At 41.8% G+C, this 15,192-nt stretch carries 12 protein-coding genes and 1 pseudogene; 12 read left to right on the top strand and 1 reads right to left on the bottom strand.

Features of this window, described 5'->3' with window-relative positions:
- Positions 1–10: 10 nt before the first annotated feature.
- The gene (locus BO15_RS0112080; protein WP_033154535.1) at positions 11–763 is read left to right on the top strand and encodes an amino acid ABC transporter ATP-binding protein; all 753 of its coding nucleotides are present in this window, start codon (positions 11–13) and stop codon (positions 761–763) included.
- A gap of 11 nt (positions 764–774) precedes the next feature.
- Positions 775–2,289 carry a sodium/proline symporter gene (locus BO15_RS0112075; protein WP_033154534.1) on the top strand — a complete coding sequence of 505 codons (1,515 nt, stop codon included), beginning with the start codon at positions 775–777 and terminating at the stop codon, positions 2,287–2,289.
- A gap of 151 nt (positions 2,290–2,440) precedes the next feature.
- Here BO15_RS0112075 and guaB read toward each other — a convergent pair whose 3' ends face one another.
- Positions 2,441–3,898 carry an IMP dehydrogenase gene (guaB, locus tag BO15_RS0112070; protein WP_033154533.1) on the bottom strand — a complete coding sequence of 486 codons (1,458 nt, stop codon included), beginning with the start codon at positions 3,896–3,898 and terminating at the stop codon, positions 2,441–2,443.
- A gap of 346 nt (positions 3,899–4,244) precedes the next feature.
- On the opposite strand from guaB, the gene nifJ reads away from it, so the two are divergent.
- The 10 genes and pseudogenes from nifJ to BO15_RS0112020 all read left to right on the top strand — a co-directional run bounded on the left by nifJ (position 4,245) and on the right by BO15_RS0112020 (position 15,186).
- On the top strand, positions 4,245–7,778 hold the full coding sequence (gene nifJ, locus BO15_RS0112065) for a pyruvate:ferredoxin (flavodoxin) oxidoreductase (protein WP_033154532.1): 3,534 nt from the start codon (positions 4,245–4,247) through the stop codon (positions 7,776–7,778).
- A gap of 251 nt (positions 7,779–8,029) precedes the next feature.
- Entirely contained in the window at positions 8,030–8,482 is a 453-nt protein-coding gene (nrdR, locus tag BO15_RS0112060) for a transcriptional regulator NrdR (RefSeq protein WP_033154531.1), read from the top strand.
- Positions 8,483–8,561: 79 nt separating this feature from the next.
- The gene (locus BO15_RS0112055; protein WP_033154530.1) at positions 8,562–8,951 is read left to right on the top strand and encodes a hypothetical protein; all 390 of its coding nucleotides are present in this window, start codon (positions 8,562–8,564) and stop codon (positions 8,949–8,951) included.
- Positions 8,952–9,009: 58 nt separating this feature from the next.
- Positions 9,010–9,564, top strand: a complete 555-nt coding sequence (locus BO15_RS0112050; protein ID WP_033154890.1) for a YqeG family HAD IIIA-type phosphatase — start codon at positions 9,010–9,012, stop codon at positions 9,562–9,564.
- A 2-nt stretch (positions 9,565–9,566) separates the two neighbouring features.
- Positions 9,567–10,013 (top strand): ribose 5-phosphate isomerase B, encoded by a 447-nt coding sequence (gene rpiB, locus BO15_RS0112045; protein ID WP_033154529.1) that lies wholly within the window; start codon positions 9,567–9,569, stop codon positions 10,011–10,013.
- Between the two features lie 91 nt (positions 10,014–10,104).
- Positions 10,105–11,427, top strand: a pseudogene (gene tig, locus BO15_RS0112040) (trigger factor); the annotation flags it as partial.
- A 250-nt stretch (positions 11,428–11,677) separates the two neighbouring features.
- Positions 11,678–12,262 carry an ATP-dependent Clp endopeptidase proteolytic subunit ClpP gene (gene clpP / locus BO15_RS0112035; RefSeq protein ID WP_033154528.1) on the top strand — a complete coding sequence of 195 codons (585 nt, stop codon included), beginning with the start codon at positions 11,678–11,680 and terminating at the stop codon, positions 12,260–12,262.
- A gap of 46 nt (positions 12,263–12,308) precedes the next feature.
- On the top strand, positions 12,309–13,595 hold the full coding sequence (clpX, locus tag BO15_RS0112030) for an ATP-dependent Clp protease ATP-binding subunit ClpX (protein WP_099047352.1): 1,287 nt from the start codon (positions 12,309–12,311) through the stop codon (positions 13,593–13,595).
- Positions 13,595–14,215: a ribosome biogenesis GTP-binding protein YihA/YsxC gene (yihA, locus tag BO15_RS0112025; RefSeq protein WP_033154526.1), complete on the top strand. Its 621-nt coding sequence runs from the start codon at positions 13,595–13,597 to the stop codon at positions 14,213–14,215. Before clpX ends, yihA begins: the two co-directional genes overlap by 1 nt.
- A complete protein-coding gene (locus BO15_RS0112020) occupies positions 14,215–15,186 on the top strand; it encodes a metal ABC transporter substrate-binding protein (protein WP_052169918.1) in 972 nt (323 codons plus the stop codon). The genes yihA and BO15_RS0112020 overlap by 1 nt, the downstream gene beginning before the upstream one ends.
- Positions 15,187–15,192 lie beyond the last annotated feature (6 nt).

Genomic DNA, 15,192 nt, shown 5'->3' with positions numbered 1-15,192 from the left:
GATGTGAACTATGGCGATATTAGAAGTTAAAGATATTAGAAAAAGCTTTGATAAAGAAGAAATCCTAAAGGGCATTAGCTTTGATATGGAAAAGGGCCAGACTCTGTCTATTCTTGGAAGCTCTGGAAGTGGTAAGACAACCTTACTTAGATGCTTGAACTTTCTTGAAACTCCTGATTCAGGAACAATTACTGTAAATGGAAATCTTCTTTTTGATGGCAATAATAAACCAGGAAAAAACGAGAATTTAAGAGAAAAGAGATTGCACTTTGGAATGGTTTTCCAACAGTTCAATCTGTTCCCTCAGTATACAGCTTTAGAAAATGTTATTTTGGCTCCAAAGCTTGAAAATAATGGAAAAAGCCAGGCTGAAATTTTGGAAGAGGGAAAAATTCTTTTGAATAAAATGGGACTTTCGGATAGAATGGATAACTATCCGCACCAGTTATCTGGCGGTCAGCAGCAAAGAGTGGCAATTGCACGTGCTCTTGCCCTGAAACCTGACATCCTTTGCTTTGATGAACCTACATCAGCTCTTGACCCGGAGCTTACAGGGGAAGTACTAAAGGTAATCAGAGAGCTTGCTGACAATCATACAACAATGATTATCGTTACACATGAAATCGGTTTTGCCAGAGAAGTTTCAGATGAAATCATTTTCATGGATGGCGGAGTGATAGCTGAGCAGGGAACTCCGGCTCAGGTTATCGACAATCCAGGGGAGGAACGAACTAGACAGTTCTTATCAAATTATCTTAAGTAGAGGAGAATAAAATGGCAACACTAGGAATAGTTATTGCAATTGTAGTGTACCTTGCGGCATTGCTTATTATGGGTGCCACTTTTGCAAAGGACAATCAGACTATTGGCGATTATTATTTAGGTGGTAGAAAGCTTGGACCATTTGTTACAGCAATGAGTGCTGAAGCATCGGATATGTCCTCATGGCTTTTGATGGGTCTTCCTGGAATCGCTTATGCATCAGGTATTTGTGATGTGTTCTGGACAGCACTTGGACTTGGAATTGGAACATATGTAAACTGGTTAATTGTTGCAAAAAGACTTCGCAAATATTCTGAGAAAAACAATTCGGTTACAATACCAGATTTCTTTGAACATAGATTCAGAGACAAAAGCCACATCTTGATGGTGGCATCATCACTTATCATTGTAGTATTCTTTGTACCTTATGTAGGTTCTGGATTCGCTGCATGCGGCAAGCTTTTCTCATCTTTGTTTGGACTTGATTACACAATCGCGATGCTTGTATCTGCAGCAGTAATCATTGGCTATACAGCTACAGGTGGATTTACTGCAGCATCAGTTACAGACTTTCTCCAGTCAATTATTATGACGGTAGCTCTTATTGCAGTTGTTTGCTTTGGCCTATCAACTGTAGGAGGCGTAGCTACTGTTCAGGATTATTCACTTTCACTTGATGGTTATATTAGCCTTCTTGCAACTCATGATTTTGCATCAAGCAGTCGCGTGTCATATGGCGGATTAATCACAATCATTTCTACCATGGCATGGGGACTGGGATATTTTGGAATGCCACATATCCTTCTTAGATTTATGGCAATCGAGGATCCAGAAAAGATTAAGCTTAGCCGTCGCATTTCTACCGTTTGGGTATTTATCGCAATGGGCGTTGCAATTTTTATCGGTGTTATGACAAGAACAATGGTGCATGCAGGGGTGCTTCCAGAGCTTGAAGATTCAGAAAGAGCCATTGTTATCATTGCTCAGACATTAGCAGAGCATGGATTTTTAGCATCACTTTTAGCAGGTGTAATTCTTGCAGGTATCTTGGCATGTACAATGTCTACCTGTGATTCACAGATGCTTGCAGCCTCTTCATCAGTTTCAGAAAACATTTTGCATGAGACTTTTGGAATTGAACTTTCAGAGCATATGCAGATGGTAATGGCAAGAATAGTTCTTATCGCTATTGCGGTTGTAGGTGTAATCATTGCAAGAGACCCTAATAGCTCTGTATTTGGAATTGTTTCATTTGCATGGGCAGGATTTGGCGCAGCATTTGGACCGATAATGCTTTTGGCATTGTTTTGGAAGAGAGCAAATAGATATGGTGCCATCGCAGGAATGATTGGTGGCGGTGTAATGATATTTATTTGGAAGTTCCTTATCAAACCACTTGGTGGTGTATTTGGAATCTATGAATTACTTCCAGGTTTCATCGTAGCCCTTGTTCTTTGCGTAGCTGTAAGCTTGCTTACACCAGCACCAGAACAGGAAATAGTGGATGAGTTCAACTCTGTTTCATAACGTACGACTAAATACGAAGTAGAAAATCATACAGAAACTAAGAAAGCCCCTAGTAGGCATCAAGCTCTGATAATTCTAAAGCGAGGCATGTCGCCGAGCGTAGAATTCATCAGGCTTGTAGCCGTAACTAGGGGCTTTCGTAATACTTTAATTAGCCTTCTACTGAGTAGTTAGGAGCTTCCTTTGTGATGTGAATATCATGTGGATGAGACTCCTTAAGTGAAGCAGCGGAAATCTTAACGAATTTTCCACGTTCCTGAAGCTCTGGGATAGTAGGGCAACCACAGTAACCCATACCTGAACGGATACCACCGACGAGCTGGAAGATAACGTCTTCAAGGCTTCCCTTGTAAGCAACACGTCCTTCAACTCCTTCAGGAACAAGCTTCTTAGCACCTTCCTGGAAGTAACGATCCTTTGAACCGTTTTCCATAGCTGCAAGAGAACCCATACCACGGTATACCTTGTACTTACGACCCTGGAAGAGCTCGAAAGAACCAGGAGCTTCATCACATCCTGCAAACATTGAACCCATCATACATACTGAACCACCAGCAGCGAGAGCCTTTGTCATATCACCTGAGTACTTGATACCACCATCAGCGATGATTGGAATACCGTATTCCCTTGCAACTTCGTAGCATTCCATGATTGCAGAAATCTGTGGAACACCAATACCTGCAACAACACGTGTTGTACAGATTGAACCAGGTCCAATACCAACCTTAACGGCGTCTGCACCGGCCTCAATAAGAGCGCGAGTAGCATCGCCAGTAGCAATATTTCCTGCAATAACCTGAAGATTAGGGTAAGCAGCCTTAACTTTCTTTACAGCATCGATAATGTTCTTTGAGTGACCGTGAGCTGAATCCATTACGATAACGTCAACCTGAGCGTTAACTAAGGCTTCAACACGTTCCATCATATTTCCAGTGATTCCAACACCAGCACCACAGAGAAGACGACCCTGGTCATCCTTTGCAGCGTTTGGATATTTAATCTGCTTCTCAATATCTTTAATTGTGATAAGTCCCTTGAGCTTGAAGTTTTCGTCTACGATAGGAAGCTTTTCTTTACGAGACTTTGCAAGAATTTCCTTTGCCTCTTCTAAAGAGATACCTTCCTTTGCAGTGATAAGACCTTCTGAAGTCATTGATTCGCTAATTTTTTTAGAAAAGTCAGTTTCGAATTTAAGGTCACGATTGGTGATGATACCGATAAGTGTGCCGTCTTCCTTTGTGATAGGTACACCTGAGATTCTGAACTTACCCATAAGTTCGTTTGCTTCAGCAAGTGTGTTGTCTGGTCCTAAGAAGAATGGGTCAGTGATAACGCCGTTCTCAGAACGCTTAACTCTGTCTACTTCTTCAGCCTGAGCTTCGATAGACATATTCTTGTGGATGATACCGATACCACCCTGACGTGCCATGGCGATTGCCATGCGGGATTCTGTAACAGTATCCATAGCAGCACTCATCATAGGGATGTTGAGTTTAATTTTTTTAGTTAAGTTAGTGTGAAGATCAATAAGATTTGGAGTTACTTCCGAATACTGAGGAACCAGTAAGACGTCGTCGAAAGTAATGCCATCACCAATAATCGATGCCATAAAACAACCTCTCTTTCTTTAATGAACATAAATTTTTTAAAATTATATTTAACAAAGTTCCGTTAGTCAATAAAATTATTTGAATAAATATGCTGATTTTTTGCTATTGGAAGAAAGTTTTTTTGACATGTAACTCTGTGAAAGACAAATGTCCGCCTGTGAGGGCGAAAACAAAAAAAATTTACAATTTTGTACTCTAAAATAAACAGAAATGATACTTTGTTCTGTTGAAAAAAATTTTCATTAGTTCTATCATAAACTTACGACATTGTGGGGTTGGGGCCGGTGTTATATTCTCCAATCCTAGTAACTATAAAATGTCCTATATAATAAGGAGGATTTAAAAATGCCAAGAGCAAAACAGTCTATGGATGGTAACCAGGCTGCAGCACACGTTGCTTATGCGTTTACAGACGTCGCTGCTATTTACCCTATCACACCATCCAGCCCAATGGCCGACTTTGTTGATCAGTGGTCAGCAGCAGGCCTTGAAAACATTTTTGGAAATCAAGTAAAGGTTGTAGAAATGGAGTCTGAGGCAGGTGCCGCAGGTGCCGTTCACGGTTCACTTGGTGCAGGTGCACTCACAACTACATTCACAGCTTCACAGGGACTTCTTCTTATGATCCCTAATATGTACAAGATCGCTGCAGAGCAGCTTCCTTGTGTATTCGATGTATCAGCTCGTACAGTTGCTACACAGTCACTTAACATCTTTGGTGATCATTCCGATGTTTATGCTTGTCGTCAGACAGGTTTCGCTATGTTATGCGAGACAAATCCACAGGAAGTTATGGATCTTGCTCCAGTAGCTCACCTTGCAGCTATCGAGGGACATGTTCCAGTACTTAACTTCTTTGATGGTTTCCGTACATCTCACGAGATTCAGAAGATTGAAAAGTGGGATTATGCAGATCTTAAAGAAATGGTTAACATGGATGCAATCGCAGAGTTCAGAGCTCGCGCACTTAATCCAGAGCATCCTACAATGCGTGGTTCACACGAAAACGGAGACGTTTTCTTCCAGCATAGAGAAGCTTGCAACACAGCTTATGATAACTTCCCAGCAGTTGTTCAGAAGTACATGGACAAGGTAAATGCAAAGCTTGGTACAGATTACAAGCTTTTCAACTACTATGGTGCTGCTGACGCTGACAGAATCATCATCGCTATGGGTTCTATCAACGACGTTGCAGAAGAAGTTATCGATTACTTAAACGCACACGGAGAGAAGGTTGGTGTACTTAAGGTACGTCTTTACAGACCATGGTCTTCAGAGGCATTCCTTTCAGCACTTCCTAAGACAGTTAAGAAGATCGCTATCCTTGATAGAACAAAAGAGCCAGGTGCTCTTGCAGATCCACTTTACCTTGATGTTGCTACAACACTTCGTGAAGCAGGTCTTAACGACATCGTTATCTGCGGTGGTAGATACGGTCTTGGTTCTAAGGATACTCCACCTTCATCAGTATTCGCTGTATACAAGGAACTCGAGAAGGATGCTCCAAAGAGCCGTTTCACAATCGGTATCGTAGATGATGTTACTAACCTTTCACTTCCAGAGGTTAAGCCAGCTCCTATTACATCAGCTCCTGGTACAAAGGAGTGCAAGTTCTGGGGTCTTGGTGGTGATGGTACTGTAGGTGCTAACAAGAACTCTACAAAGATCATCGGTGACCACACAGATAAGTACATCCAGGCATACTTCCAGTATGATTCAAAGAAGACTGGTGGTGTTACAATTTCTCACTTGAGATTTGGTGACAACCCAATCAAGTCTCCATACTATATCAACCAGGCTGACTTCGTAGCTTGCCACAACCCAGCATACGTTACACAGGGTATGAAGATGGTACAGGATGTTAAGCCAGGCGGAGTATTCATGATCAACTGCCAGTGGTCAGATGAGGAGCTCGAGAAGCACCTTAACGCTGAGGCAAAGAAGTACATCGCTGACAACAACATCCAGCTTTACACAATCAACGCTATCGACAAGGCTATCGAAATCGGTATGGGTAAGCGTACAAACACAATCCTTCAGTCAGCTTTCTTCAAGCTTGCTGATGTAATGCCTATCGACCAGGCTGTTGAGTACATGAAGGCAGCTGCTAAGAAGTCATACGGCAAGAAGGGTGACGATGTTGTACAGATGAACTACAACGCTATCGATGCTGGTGTTGACGCTGTACATAAGGTAAATGTTCCAGATTCATGGAAGAACCCTACTCCAGACGCTCCTAAGGCTGAGCTTGAGGGTCGTCCAGAGCTCGTTAAGATGGTTAAGAATCTCCTTGAGCCTATCTCTAAGATGGATGGTGATTCACTTCCAGTTTCTGCATTCGTTGGCAACCCTAACGGACAGTTCGAGCTTGGTGCTTCTGCATACGAGAAGCGTGGTACAGCTGTAACAGTTCCTACATGGGATGAGACAAAGTGTATCCAGTGTAACCAGTGTGCATTCGTATGTTCACATGCTACAATCCGTCCATTCCTTCTTACAGAGGATGAGGTTAAGGCAGCTCCAGCAAACATCAAGCTTGCTGATACAAAGCCAAAGGCTTCTGAGCTTAAGTACACAATGTCAGTTTCTCCACTTGACTGTATGGGATGCGGTGAGTGTATCACTGTATGTCCAGTTGGTGCAATCTCAATGGTTCCACAGGCAGAAGAAGCAGACGAGCAGCCAGTATTCAACTACTTAGTTGCTAACGTTGGACGTAAGGAAGCAGCAGGTAGCGACCTTACAGTTAAGGGCTCACAGTTCAACCAGCCACTCCTTGAGTTCTCAGGATCATGTGCAGGTTGTGCAGAGACTTCATACGCTAGACTTATTACACAGCTCTTTGGTGAGCATATGTATATTTCAAACGCTACAGGATGTTCTTCAATTTGGGGTGGTCCTGCAGCTACATCACCATTCACAGTAAACAAGGATTCTAAGAAGGGTCCAGCATGGTGTAACTCACTCTTCGAGGACAACGCTCAGCATGGTATGGGTATGGAAGTAGGACAGAAGTACCTCCGCGAGCGCGCTATCGAGTCTGCTAAGAAGGCAGCTGAGGCTGGTTCTGCAGATCTTAAGGCAGCATTTGCTAAGTTCGAAGAGACAATCAACAGCACACGTGAGAACGGTGCAGCAACAGACGTACTCGTAGCTGAGCTCGAGAAGAACGGTTCTGAGGACGCTAAGGCAGCACTTGCTCTTAAGGATTACCTCGCTAAGAAGTCTGTATGGATCTTCGGTGGTGACGGTTGGGCATACGATATCGGATTCGGCGGTCTTGATCACGTACTTGCTTCTGGCGAGAACGTTAACGTTATGGTATTCGATACAGAGATGTACTCTAACACAGGTGGACAGGCTTCTAAGGCTTCTAACATCGGTGAAGTTTGCCAGTTCGCTGCATCAGGTAAGGAGATGTCTAAGAAGTCTCTTTCTGAGATCGCTATGTCATACGGTTATGTATATGTAGCACAGATCGCTCTTGGTGCTAACATGGCTCAGGCTGTTAAGGTTCTTGCTGAGGCAGAAGCTTACAACGGACCTTCACTTATCATCGGATACGCTCCATGTGAGCTTCACGGTGTTAAGGGCGGTATGAACCACTGCCAGGATGAGATGAAGAAGGCTGTAGAGGCTGGTTACTGGAACCTCTTCTCATTCAACCCAGACCTTAAGAAGGAAGGAAAGAATCCATTCACTCTTACTTCTAAGGAAGGTGACTACAGCAAGTATCAGGACTTCCTTGCAAACGAGACACGTTACTCTCGTCTTACAAAGGCATTCCCAGAGCGTGCTGAGAGACTCTTCGCACTCAACGAGGAGACAGCTAAGGAGCGTTACGCTCACCTCAAGAAGTTAGTAGATCTTTACTCATAAGATTTGACTTTTTACCCCGCACAGAAATGTGCGGGGTTTTTTGTTGCGTTCTTGTACCGTCTTTGATAAAATATACCTATATATTGTGGTATGTAATAAAATCATATATCAAAACTTGCTATTTATAGGAGACAGTAGCAGACAATCTCTTAGGTTTCTAAAGCGAAGCATTCTTCGCTGAGCGTAGAAACACTAAGGATTGTAAGCGTAACTGTCGGACTATGGATTAGTATACTTTTAGGGAGGGTTTTATGAAGTGTCCTTTTTGTGGTAGTAATGATACTAGCGTAATCGACTCAAGACCTGCAGATGACAACACATCAATCAGACGTAGACGTTCATGTCCAGAGTGTGGCAAGCGTTTTACAACATACGAAAAGGTAGAAACAATTCCTTTGATTGTTATCAAAAAGGATAACAACCGTGAGCCATACGACAGAACAAAGATCGAAAAAGGCGTACTTATTGCATGCCGTAAGCGTCCTGTTGCTGCAGCTCAGATTTCAAAAGTAGTAGACGAAATCGAAACAGAAATCTTTTCATTAGAAGAAAAAGAAATTCCTAGCACAAAAATCGGAGAGATTGTTATGGAACATCTCGAGACAGTTGATCCTGTTGCTTATGTGCGTTTCGCATCAGTTTACCGTGAGTTTAAGGATGTTGATACATTTATGGATGAGTTGAAGAGGGTATTGGATAAATAAACTCATTTAGTAGAAGGGGTTAAGTATTTGCTTATCTGGCCGATATAAGATATGTAAGCAAATATGGAGAGTTATATTAATGAACATTTCAGGTATTCGCCCATCTGTTGGGTTTTATGATCAAAATTCCATAAGAATTAGGCCTGAACTCAGTTCAATGTCTGTTGAAGAAACTACTACAGACATTCCTGAGGAGTCTTCATCAGCTTCAGTTACTGAGGAGGACATCGCAGCCGCTAGAAGCAATCAGACATTTGGTTCTTACGACTTTGCTACTCAGTACAAGCCAGGCACTGTATACGATATGAAGGGAGCAGATAGCGATATCAAATCTCTTGATGTTGAAAAGGCAGTCAGCGACATGGAAAAGGATTCAGCAATCCATCGTTATCAGTACTTTGTAGCTAACAAAGCTACCAGCACTTCAGAAACTGCACCAGTCAGAGGAACCGAAAATTTCTCATTATAATAGCAATTTATGAGCACATCAATTGATGTGCTCTTTTTATTGTGCTAAAATCGAGCCTATGAGTAAAAGAAATTTATATCCAAAAGACTATATTAAAAGCACATACGATATCGACTTCGCTAAATTATATGAGGAAGGATATCGAGGAGTTATTTTTGATGTGGACAATACACTTGTCCCACACAATGCGCCAGCAGATGATAGAGCTAAGGCTTTATTTAAAGAACTTCATGAAATAGGTTTTCAGGCTTTACTTTTATCTAATAACAAAGAACCTAGAGTAAAGACCTTCAAAGAGGCAGTAGAATACTGTACTTACATTTATAAGGCGGGAAAGCCTGGCACAGCTGGTTACAAAAAGGCTATGGAACAGATGGGCACAGATGTTACCAACACAATCTTTGTGGGAGATCAGATTCTCACAGATGTGTGGGGAGCTAATAGAGCGGGAATCCGTTCGGTAATGGTTCAGCCAGTTAAAAAGTGGCATGAAGAAATCCAGATTATCTTCAAAAGATTCTTGGAAGCCATCATTCTTCTTGGTTACAGGATTTACAAATTATATGGAACAGACATAAATAAAGTACCTACAAAAGATTCAAAAGGAGAATAAAAATGAAAATCGTAATTGCAAATGATCATGCAGGTGTAGATTTAAAAAACGAGGTAAAGGAATATATTGAAAGCCTTGGACATGAGGTTATTAATATAGGAACAGATTCAAATGAGAGCTGTCACTATCCAGAGTATGGCGCAAAGGCCGCTCGTATGGTAGCTTCAGGTGAGGTTGACTTAGGCGTTCTTATCTGTGGTACAGGTGTTGGTATTTCACTTGCAGCCAACAAAATCAAGGGTATTCGCTGCGGAGTATGTTCAGAGACTACAACAGCTCGTCTTATCCGTCAGCACAACAATGCAAACATGATTGCTTTCGGCGCTAGAATCGTTGGAAACGAGCTTGCAAAGGATATTGTTAAAAGCTTCTTAGAGGCAGAATTTGAAGGTGGCGGAAGACACCAGACAAGAATTGATATGATTACAGCTATTGAAAATGAGGCTTAAGTCTGATATAATTTGTCAGTCTGCGTAGTATAACGTACATAAAAGACTTTATAGTCTACCTATATATATGTTAGAGGAGGAATATTAATAAATGAACGTACAGGTAGAAAATCTTGAAAAGAACATGGCAAAGCTCACTATCACAGTTGATGCAGCTGAGTTAGAAAAGGCTATTACAAAGGCATATAATAAGCAGAAAAACAGCATCTCTGTTCCTGGTTTCCGTAAGGGAAAGGTACCACAGAACATGATTGAAAAGATGTATGGTGCAGAGATTTTCTATGAGGACGCTGCTAATATTATTATGCAGGATACATATCCACAGGCTTATGACGAGTCAAAGCTTGATATCGTATCTCAGCCAAAGATTGATATTACTCAGCTTGAAAAGGGCAAGGACTTCATCTACACAGCAGAAGTTGCTGTTAAGCCAGAAGTTAAGCTTGGTAAGTACAAGGGTGTATCTGTAACAAAGATCGATTCAAAGGTTACAGCTACAGAAGTTAACAACACAATTAAGGCAGAGCTTGAGAGAGCTGCTCGTACAGTTACAAAGACAGGCAAGGCTGCTAAGGGTGACACAGCTGTTATCGATTTCGAAGGCTTCATCGATGGTGTTGCATTCGAAGGTGGTAAGGGCGAGAACTATGACCTTGAGCTTGGTTCAGGTTCATTCATCCCTGGTTTCGAAGATCAGCTTATCGGCCACAAGGCTGGTGAGGATGTAGACGTTGAGGTTACATTCCCTGAGAACTATCAGGCAGAGGATCTTGCAGGTAAGCCAGCAGTATTCAAGTGCCACATCCACGAAGTAAAGGGTAAGGATATCCCTAAGCTTGATGACGAGTATGTAGCAGATACTACAGAGTTCGAAACAGTAGAAGAGTACAAGGCTTCTGTTAAGGAACGTCTTGAGAACAATAAGAAGGCAGAAGGCCGTCGTGCACAGGAAGACGAAGCTATCGCAAAGATCGTTGAGGATTCAGAGATGGAAATCCCTGATGCAATGCTTGACTACCAGGTAGAAAACATGATCAACGACTTCGCTAACAACATGGCACAGCAGGGTCTTTCACTTCAGCAGTACATGCAGTTCACAGGTATGACAATGGATTCATTCCGTGAGCAGGTTCGCCCAGATGCACTTTCACGTACACAGTCTTCACTTGTACTTGAGGCAATTGCAAAGGCAGAAAAGATTGAAGTAGCTGACGCTGACGTTGATGCTAAGCTTGAGGAAATGTCTAAGCAGTACGGCATGGAACTTGATCAGATCAAGAACCTTGTTGGCGAGTCTGAGAAGGAGTCTATGAAGAAGGATATTGCTATCGAAAAGGCAATCGAGCTTATCATGGACAATGTTAAGGAATCTGCTAGAAAGAAGGCTACAAAGAAGGCTGATGATGCTGAGGCAGATGCAGCTGAGGAGAAGCCAGCAAAGAAGACAACAGCTAAGAAGACTACTACAAAGAAGACAACAAAGAAGGCTGATGACGCAGAATAATTAATGTCTGACATCTTATAAAAGTATTAAAATTTTGTAAAATCAAAGACATTAGATTTAAAAACATATATAATATCCTTGTGTTGAAAAACATCTAGGAAGTTAATACACTAGCCTGAGCATACGCTCGGGCTAGGTTTATATTCGAAGGAGGACAAAAATGGCTACAATTCCTTATGTCATTGAACAGAATTCTCGTGGAGAGCGTTCTTATGATATTTACTCACGTCTTTTAAAGGATCGTATCGTATTTTTAGGTGAGGAGGTTAATGAGACTACAGCATCTCTTACAGTTGCTCAGCTTCTTTTCCTTGAATCAGAGGATCCTAGCAAGGATATTCATCTTTACATCAATAGCCCAGGCGGTAGCGTTACAGCTGGTATGGCTATTTACGACACAATGCAGTACATCAAGTGTGATGTATCTACTATCTGCATTGGTATGGCAGCATCTATGGGCGCATTCCTTCTTGCAGGTGGTCAGAAGGGCAAGCGTTTTGCACTTCCAAACTCAGAGGTTATGATTCACCAGCCACTTGGCGGAGCTAAAGGACAGGCTACAGAAATCGAAATCGCTGCAAAGAACATCTTAAAGACTAAAGAAAAGCTCAACCGTATGCTTGCTGAAAACACAGGAAAGCCATACGAGCAGGTTTGTGCTGATACAGAGCGTGATCATTGGCTTGATGCGCAGGAAGCACTTGATTATGGTCTTATTGATGAGATTATTACAAAGAAGAACTAATTTACCGATATATAATTAGTAGGGGTAGTTAGAGTTTAAAGAGGTAATTATGGCAAGAAACGATGATAGAGTTCGTTGTTCTTTCTGCGGAAAGACACAAAATCAGGTTCGCAAGCTTATTGCTGGACCAAATGGTGCATTTATCTGTGACGAGTGCGTAGATATCTGCCAGGAAATTATCGTAGAAGAGTTAGACGACTTCGGTCCAGCTCCTGAGACAGATTCAATCGAAATCAATCTTCAGAAGCCAGAGGATATGAAGGCTTTTCTTGATCAGTATGTTATTGGTCAGGACGAGGCAAAGAAGGTTCTTTCTGTAGCGGTATACAATCATTATAAGCGCATCATGGCTAATCCAGATGACATCGATGTTGAGCTTCAGAAGAGTAACGTTCTTATGCTTGGACCTACAGGTTCAGGAAAGACTCTTTTGGCACAGACATTAGCACGTGTACTTGGTGTTCCATTTGCGATTGCAGATGCAACAACACTTACAGAGGCCGGATATGTTGGTGAGGATGTTGAAAACATTCTTTTAAAGCTTATTCAGGCTGCTGATTTTGATGTAAAGAAAGCAGAAATCGGTATCGTTTATATCGATGAGATTGACAAGATTACAAAGAAATCAGAAAACGTATCAATCACACGTGATGTTTCCGGTGAAGGTGTTCAGCAGGCTCTTCTTAAGATTATCGAGGGGACTGTTGCAAATGTTCCTCCTCAGGGTGGACGTAAGCATCCTCAGCAGGAGACAATTGCCATCGATACAAAGAATATCCTATTCATCTGCGGTGGTGCATTTGAAGGCTTAGATAAAATTATTTCTCAGCGTACAGATGTTAGCCAGATTGGTTTTGGTGCAGATGTTAAGGATAAAAACAATCAAAAGGTTGACGAGCTTCTTCAGCAGGCTCTTCCACAGGATTTCATTAAGTTTGGTCTTATTCCTGAGTTTATCGGACGTGTGCCAATCAATGTATCCTTAAATGAGCTTACAGAGGACGATATGGTTCGTATTCTTAAGGAGCCAAAGAACTCTCTTACAAAGCAGTACCAGGCATTGTTCAAGATGGATGGCGTTAAGCTTGAATTCGAGGACGAGGCACTTCGTGAAATCGCAAAGAAGTCAATCGAAAGAAAGACTGGCGCTCGTGGACTTCGCGCAATCGTTGAAAGCGTTATGATGGACTACATGTATCATGTGCCATCTGATGAGTCAATCACAGAAATCACAGTAAACAAAGAAATGGTTGATAATAACCTTCTCCTTATCGACAAAGATGAAGAAGCAAGCGTTGTTTCAATCGAAGATAAAAAGGAAAAGAGTGCATAATGGTTATCAGATCATGCAATCTTGAAACAGTGTGCGGCCCTACATCCACACTTCCAAAGAATGACCTACCAGAGGTAGCATTCGCTGGCAAGTCAAATGTAGGGAAGTCGTCACTTATAAATGCGGTAATGAACCGCAAAGCACTTGCCAGAGTGTCAGCGCAGCCTGGAAAGACACAGACCATAAATTTCTACAATATCAATGACGAAATTTACGTAGTGGACTTGCCGGGCTATGGTTTTGCTAAGGCTTCTGAAAAGGAGCGTGAGAGATGGGGCAAGATGATAGAAACTTATCTGAACACATCCGATATGATTCGTGCAGTGTTCCTTTTAGTGGATATCAGACATGCACCATCGGCAAACGACAAGCAGATGTTTGAATGGATGGCCTATGTAGGCTACGATCCAATCGTCATCGCCACAAAGGCTGATAAAATTAAACGTAGTCAGCTAGACAAGCAGATTAAAATTCTTAGAGAGGGGCTTGGAGCTGACAAAGATACAATAATTGTTCCATTTTCATCACAGACAAAGCAAGGTCTTGATACAATCCAGGATTTCTTGGATCAGGTTATTGAAAACGAAGCAAGTCTCACTGATGTAGAGGATCTCGATTAATGAAGAAAAGCAAATATTTATTTGTGCTACTACTGCTCATCTCTATTAGTGTGGTGCTGCTGTGTGGCACATTTTTTTATGTAAAACTAAATAACAAGGAAAGTGATGATTCTGAACTTCTTGTAATGACCAGCTGCAATCCTGTATATCTTGCTACTATAAATGTAGTTGGTGATGCAGAAGGAGTTACAGTGCAGAATCTTTCTCAGCCGACCACAGGCTGCCTTCATGATTACACCCTCACCACAGAGGATATGAAAAATCTTTCAAAGGCAGATGTTCTTATTGTAAATGGCGGTGGTATGGAAGGATATTTGGAGGATGTTGTTGAGGCATATCCTAATCTTCCTATTATTGATACATTCGAGGCAGTAGAGGAGGATTATCCTGTTATCATCGAGGAAGAAGCCGAAGAAGAGGAAGAGGACCATAGCCATGGAACTTCAGAAGAACATCATCATGATGAAGGTGCTAATAGTCATATTTGGATGAGTGAAGAAATCTACGCAGGTCAGGTGCAGGCTATTGCTGATGGATTGGCAGCTTTGGATTCAAGCAATGCAAGCGTCTATGCTTCAAATGCTGATACATTTGTAAGCGTTATGGATTCACAGATAGATAACCAGGGTCTGGATGAGACTCTTTCTGGTGCTAATGTTGCAGTGCTTCATGAAGCCTTTGCATACACAGCCCAGTCTCTTGGAGCTAATATTGTGGCAACAATGGACCTAGATGAAGAGCGTCAGGTTAGTGCAGGTGAGGTCAGCGATTTTATTGATGCAATCAATGAAAACAATGTACAGGTTGTTTTTGCAGAATACGATTATGGTCATGCCATGGGCGAACTTATCACAGAGCAGACAGATGCCAAGGTAGTTTACCTTGAGACATTAGTTCATGGTGAATATAGTGGCTTGGATTATATTACTGTATTAAATAAAAACTACGCTGTAATTAAGAATAGTTTGTAGTATATA

The organism is Pseudobutyrivibrio ruminis HUN009 (genome assembly GCF_000703005.1).
Lineage (GTDB): Bacteria > Bacillota > Clostridia > Lachnospirales > Lachnospiraceae > Pseudobutyrivibrio > Pseudobutyrivibrio ruminis_A.
This window is presented reverse-complemented; position numbering and strand designations above follow the sequence as displayed.

Excerpts from the sequence above, each read along its gene's own strand:
- BO15_RS0112080 (WP_033154535.1), top strand. The coding sequence starts at position 11 with ATGGCGATATTAGAAGTTAAAGATATTAGAAAAAGCTTTGATAAAGAA.
- BO15_RS0112075 (WP_033154534.1), top strand. The coding sequence starts at position 775 with ATGGCAACACTAGGAATAGTTATTGCAATTGTAGTGTACCTTGCGGCA.
- guaB (WP_033154533.1), bottom strand. The coding sequence starts at position 3,898 with ATGGCATCGATTATTGGTGATGGCATTACTTTCGACGACGTCTTACTG.
- nifJ (WP_033154532.1), top strand. The coding sequence starts at position 4,245 with ATGCCAAGAGCAAAACAGTCTATGGATGGTAACCAGGCTGCAGCACAC.
- nrdR (WP_033154531.1), top strand. The coding sequence starts at position 8,030 with ATGAAGTGTCCTTTTTGTGGTAGTAATGATACTAGCGTAATCGACTCA.
- BO15_RS0112055 (WP_033154530.1), top strand. The coding sequence starts at position 8,562 with ATGAACATTTCAGGTATTCGCCCATCTGTTGGGTTTTATGATCAAAAT.
- BO15_RS0112050 (WP_033154890.1), top strand. The coding sequence starts at position 9,010 with ATGAGTAAAAGAAATTTATATCCAAAAGACTATATTAAAAGCACATAC.
- rpiB (WP_033154529.1), top strand. The coding sequence starts at position 9,567 with ATGAAAATCGTAATTGCAAATGATCATGCAGGTGTAGATTTAAAAAAC.
- clpP (WP_033154528.1), top strand. The coding sequence starts at position 11,678 with ATGGCTACAATTCCTTATGTCATTGAACAGAATTCTCGTGGAGAGCGT.
- yihA (WP_033154526.1), top strand. The coding sequence starts at position 13,595 with ATGGTTATCAGATCATGCAATCTTGAAACAGTGTGCGGCCCTACATCC.
- BO15_RS0112020 (WP_052169918.1), top strand. The coding sequence starts at position 14,215 with ATGAAGAAAAGCAAATATTTATTTGTGCTACTACTGCTCATCTCTATT.